Annotated in this window: 6 protein-coding genes; 1 reads left to right on the top strand and 5 read right to left on the bottom strand. The window is 64.2% G+C overall.

What is annotated here, in order from left to right:
- The 5 genes from GVY42_RS15630 to GVY42_RS15610 form a co-directional block, all read right to left on the bottom strand.
- Positions 1-577, bottom strand: a 577-nt coding sequence (locus GVY42_RS15630; protein WP_159565655.1) for a hypothetical protein, incomplete at its 3' end; no start/stop codon positions are given.
- An 81-nt stretch (positions 578-658) separates the two neighbouring features.
- Positions 659-1,648, bottom strand: coding sequence for a hypothetical protein (locus tag GVY42_RS15625; protein ID WP_159565653.1), 990 nt, complete (start codon positions 1,646-1,648; stop codon positions 659-661).
- A 209-nt stretch (positions 1,649-1,857) separates the two neighbouring features.
- Positions 1,858-2,118: a hypothetical protein gene (locus GVY42_RS15620; RefSeq protein ID WP_159565651.1), complete on the bottom strand. Its 261-nt coding sequence runs from the start codon at positions 2,116-2,118 to the stop codon at positions 1,858-1,860.
- Between the two features lie 16 nt (positions 2,119-2,134).
- Positions 2,135-2,362: an HNH endonuclease gene (locus GVY42_RS15615; protein WP_159565649.1), complete on the bottom strand. Its 228-nt coding sequence runs from the start codon at positions 2,360-2,362 to the stop codon at positions 2,135-2,137.
- 270 nt (positions 2,363-2,632) lie between these two features.
- Entirely contained in the window at positions 2,633-2,923 is a 291-nt protein-coding gene (locus GVY42_RS15610) for a hypothetical protein (RefSeq protein WP_159565647.1), read from the bottom strand.
- Between the two features lie 69 nt (positions 2,924-2,992).
- Between GVY42_RS15610 and GVY42_RS15605 the strand changes: the two genes are divergently transcribed.
- Positions 2,993-3,373, top strand: a complete 381-nt coding sequence (locus GVY42_RS15605; RefSeq protein ID WP_159565645.1) for a hypothetical protein — start codon at positions 2,993-2,995, stop codon at positions 3,371-3,373.
- The last annotated feature ends 324 nt before the right edge of the window (positions 3,374-3,697 follow it).

Genomic DNA, 3,697 nt, shown 5'->3' with positions numbered 1-3,697 from the left:
TCCCGTAGATCAGGAAGTTGTAGGCGTCGTCCTCGATATAGATGTCATAGCGCCCGTCCTTGCGCCGTCGGCGCGAGACGGGGAACCCGCCCTTCCCGGGGAAGCGTTCGCCCGCCTCGGGTACCGCACGATACTCGTCGGCGAGGTCGCGGTGCTCGGTGAAGCGCTCCGTCCCGTGGGACGTCTCCGAGAGCGGCCGGTTGACCCGGCGCAGGGTGTACACCCAACGCGCGACGCCGAACGTCACGAGCAACATCGCCACGCCGTAGACGCCAAGCGCCAGGGTGGTCGTCTGGAGCCCGAGCGCGAGGATCGCGTCGAGCCCCCCTCCCGTCATCTCGCCCGTCATCGCCCCACGGGCCCAGCCCATGAGGACGGTCAAGGCGTTGACGAGGAACGCGCTCAGGGCGATGGCCAGCACATACAACAGCAACAACAACGGCACGAGCACGCGCCAGTCGCCCGCCCACTCGCTCCAGTCCCTGTCGCGGTCGAGCCGCCAGTCCCGACGGTCGATCTCACGCTCGCGGACCTTGTCCCGCATCGTGAAACGACGCCGTCTAGAAAATCGTACCATACACTTCCTCCTCCTTCATCCGACTCTGGGGGATGTTCCCGTTTCTGTCACGTCCTGCCCGGACGACATGGGGAAGGGGGCTCATTTCTTCGCCCCCTCTTTCGTCTCTTGTGTCTCTTTCGTCACGCCCTTCTTTTCTTTCGGGTTCGCCCCGTCCAGTGCACGCTCGGCCGCCTGTCGGCGCTTCAGGCGCTCCGGCGACTCCGTGATGCCACGGGTCGACAACGCCGTCTCCCAGTCCTTCGCCCGATACGCGAGGTCGAACTGCCCGTTCGCGGTCGGATATTCGTCCTGGAACGTCTCGAGCGTCGCCCAGTCCCCGGTCTTGCTGATCTGGTCGGCGACGAGCTGATGGTCGCCGTCGCTCATGGCCACCGCGTCGTCGATCCGTCCTGTCTCGACGAGATAAGGGACCAGCAGGCGCCGGTCCTCGTCCCGGAGGTTCCCGGTCTCGATCAGCTTGTCGATCGTCCGGGCGTCCCCGAGCAGGAGCGCCGTCGTCAGGTCGACACGCGCCTCGAGCGCCTCGAGCGTCTCCGCCTCTGCCACGCCAGGCGTCGGCGAGGCGTTCCCTTGCATCGTGTAGAGCACGCCGCCACCCACAACCGCGGTGGCGAGGAAAAAGGTCGTGATGAGGGGCCACGGCCGGCCACCGGCGGCTCCGGGTGAGGGCGTCCGTCCTTCCCTTCTCGCCTTCCGTTCCGCCACGCGCGCCTCCTTCGCGCGTACCTTCAGCTCGGCCTTCTCGGCCTTCCATGTCGTCCCGAGGACGGTCTCGATGTGGTCGAGACGGGCGATACGCTCCTTACGTTGCGCCTTGTCGAGCCGTTTGTCGGTCCGTACCGCCTTGCGCAGTCGTTTCAGCCGGTCCTCGATATGGTCGAGGAGCCCGGTGTCGTCCGTGATCGTCGCCTGCAACAGCGACGTCCCGGTGCCGGCCTCCACCAGCTCATAGGCGTGGGGCCCTTCTTCCTCCTCGGCGACCCGATCGGCCGCCTCGTGGAGCGTGAACTCATCATCCCCGAGGCGCACGCGCGCATGGGGGATCGCCGTCTTCGCTTGCTTCGTCATCTTGATTCCTCCTTCGTCCTGTCTCAGTCTTCTGACAACAACAGTGCCACACCGACGACAAACAACGTGACGCCCAACACGACACTCATGATCCGTTTCGCCATGTACCCACTCCCTTTCTTTGCTTCTTCGCTTCTACCGGCGTGTGACGGGGCAGGGGTCCCCTGCCCGCACCGCCGAGACGCCCCTTTCGGGCGATCAGGTCAGGATCAGAACAGACGGGTGAGCCCGTCGAGCACGACCCCGAACACCTGCGTCTCCTTCACGTTCGAGACGATCGCCTTGACGCCGAGGACGACGAAGAGGCCGATCACGCCGGAAATCCAGATCGTCTTCGCCTTCTCACGTCCTTCCCGGCCACCACTCATGAAGAAATAACCGCCGATGATGAGACATAGTCCGAAGAGCGACCAAGCCGGGTACTGCAACCAGGTCACGAGTCGGTCGATCGAGTTGACCAATGCATCCATTTACATTCACCTCCTTTCACGGTTCTTGTTTCTCGAACCAAAACACGACATCTGTCGTTTGTTCCTCAATCAACCCGTATCGTTTGGCAACGGCATATTCCGGATGGATACACGTCCCATCCGTCCAATTGCGTCGGATCGGCTCGAAATGGTCGGCATGCCATCCCTTTTCCTCAAGCCTGCATCCGCAGTACCAGCAACGGCCACCCGACTTCTCGAAGATGGCCCGCCGTTTCTTGTTCATCGGCTCCTGACCCTTCCCGTCCCCATGAACAGGACGCCCTCCTCGCCGAACCAGTCGCCATGGCCCTGTCGACGTTCCGCCTCGATCCATCCCACACTGGTCGCCTTCCGGCAGGCGACGTGCGGGCGTGTCGTGCCCGGCATGCCCGTCACATGGCGCAACAGTTGCCGGGCCCTCAGTGGCCCGCCAGGGGTCACCACGACCGCGTGTCCGCCGTCATGCAAGGTGAACAGGTACACGTCTCGTTCTTGTCGGATCGGATGACTCCAACTAGCGTGCGTCGTGGTCTTCCACGTGTCCGGTGTCGCCTTCATCGCGCCCGTCTCCTTTCTTCGTCGTTTCTCTCGCCTTGTCGTCATCCCCGGCCTGCGTCTGTTCGACGAGCTCGGCGAGCGCATCGAAGCCCGCATCGAAGCAGGCACGGTGTTGTTCGACGAGCCAGTCCTCGTAGGCGATCCCTTTGACGCGGAGCACCATCGCGGCCTGTTGTTTGGCACGCGCCTGTTCGGCGCGGGATGTCTTCGGCGTCAGTGTGGACGCCTTCTGTTTCTTCTGTGTCATCTCGTTTTCACTCCTCGATTCTTGATGGTTCCCTGGTATCGGTTTCTTGTTCTCGAAGGCGGTTCTGCCGTGTCACATCACCCGCATGCGACGCGGGTGACGGTCTCGGTCAGTCTCGTCCGGGCTGACGGTGGCAAAGTCGCCAGCCCTGCTTCACCAACAAATCCATCTCCCACTGGGGCGCATCGGGGACATAGAGCACGCAGCGCGCGCCCTCGTCCCGTCGCTCCAGCAAGATCGGACGGCGACCGCGGTAACGGGCGACCGGTCGGCGCATCATGCCGTCCCCGCCCGTCGGGGACGACAGTGTCCGGTCGGACGGACGATGTAGTAGCACCCGTCGCGTCGTGCGACGAACGCCGGGTACGTGAAGCCACGGTCCCGCATCAGGTTCGCGGGTGGCGATGGCGGGCTGTACAGGTGAAGGACATCCGCAAAGCATGTGCGTAGCGTCCGCCCGCCCGCCGCGTTCCGTTTCGGCGTCCACGCGCCCTCCCGTTTACAGAAATGGTTCGCCCGTGGACCGAGCGCCCTCAGCTCGTGATAGGCGAGCATCGGCCCGTCGAGGTCGCAACGATAGGCGAGGATCGGGGCGATCCCGAGCGCCTCGCCGTATGTGCGCATGACCTCCGCCCAGACGGGCATCCCGGCCCGGAACGTGTCGATCGCCTCGTGGAGTCCCGAGCCCGGGACCACCTTGTACCATCTCGGCCGTCGTCGGCGCCTGGCCGGCCTCACTGCGATGTGTCGTAACTCCTTGTGGCTCACTTCTCC

This window comes from Exiguobacterium sp. 8A (assembly GCF_902506275.1).
In the GTDB taxonomy this organism is placed as follows: Bacteria; Bacillota; Bacilli; order Exiguobacteriales; family Exiguobacteriaceae; genus Exiguobacterium; species Exiguobacterium profundum.
The sequence above is the reverse complement of the archived record's forward strand: the minus strand, read 5'-3'. Positions and strand labels throughout refer to the sequence as shown.

Bases quoted from the DNA above. Each gene is read 5' to 3' on its own strand.
- GVY42_RS15615 (WP_159565649.1), bottom strand. From the start codon at position 2,362: ATGAACAAGAAACGGCGGGCCATCTTCGAGAAGTCGGGTGGCCGTTGC.
- GVY42_RS15620 (WP_159565651.1), bottom strand. From the start codon at position 2,118: ATGGATGCATTGGTCAACTCGATCGACCGACTCGTGACCTGGTTGCAG.
- GVY42_RS15610 (WP_159565647.1), bottom strand. From the start codon at position 2,923: ATGACACAGAAGAAACAGAAGGCGTCCACACTGACGCCGAAGACATCC.
- GVY42_RS15625 (WP_159565653.1), bottom strand. From the start codon at position 1,648: ATGACGAAGCAAGCGAAGACGGCGATCCCCCATGCGCGCGTGCGCCTC.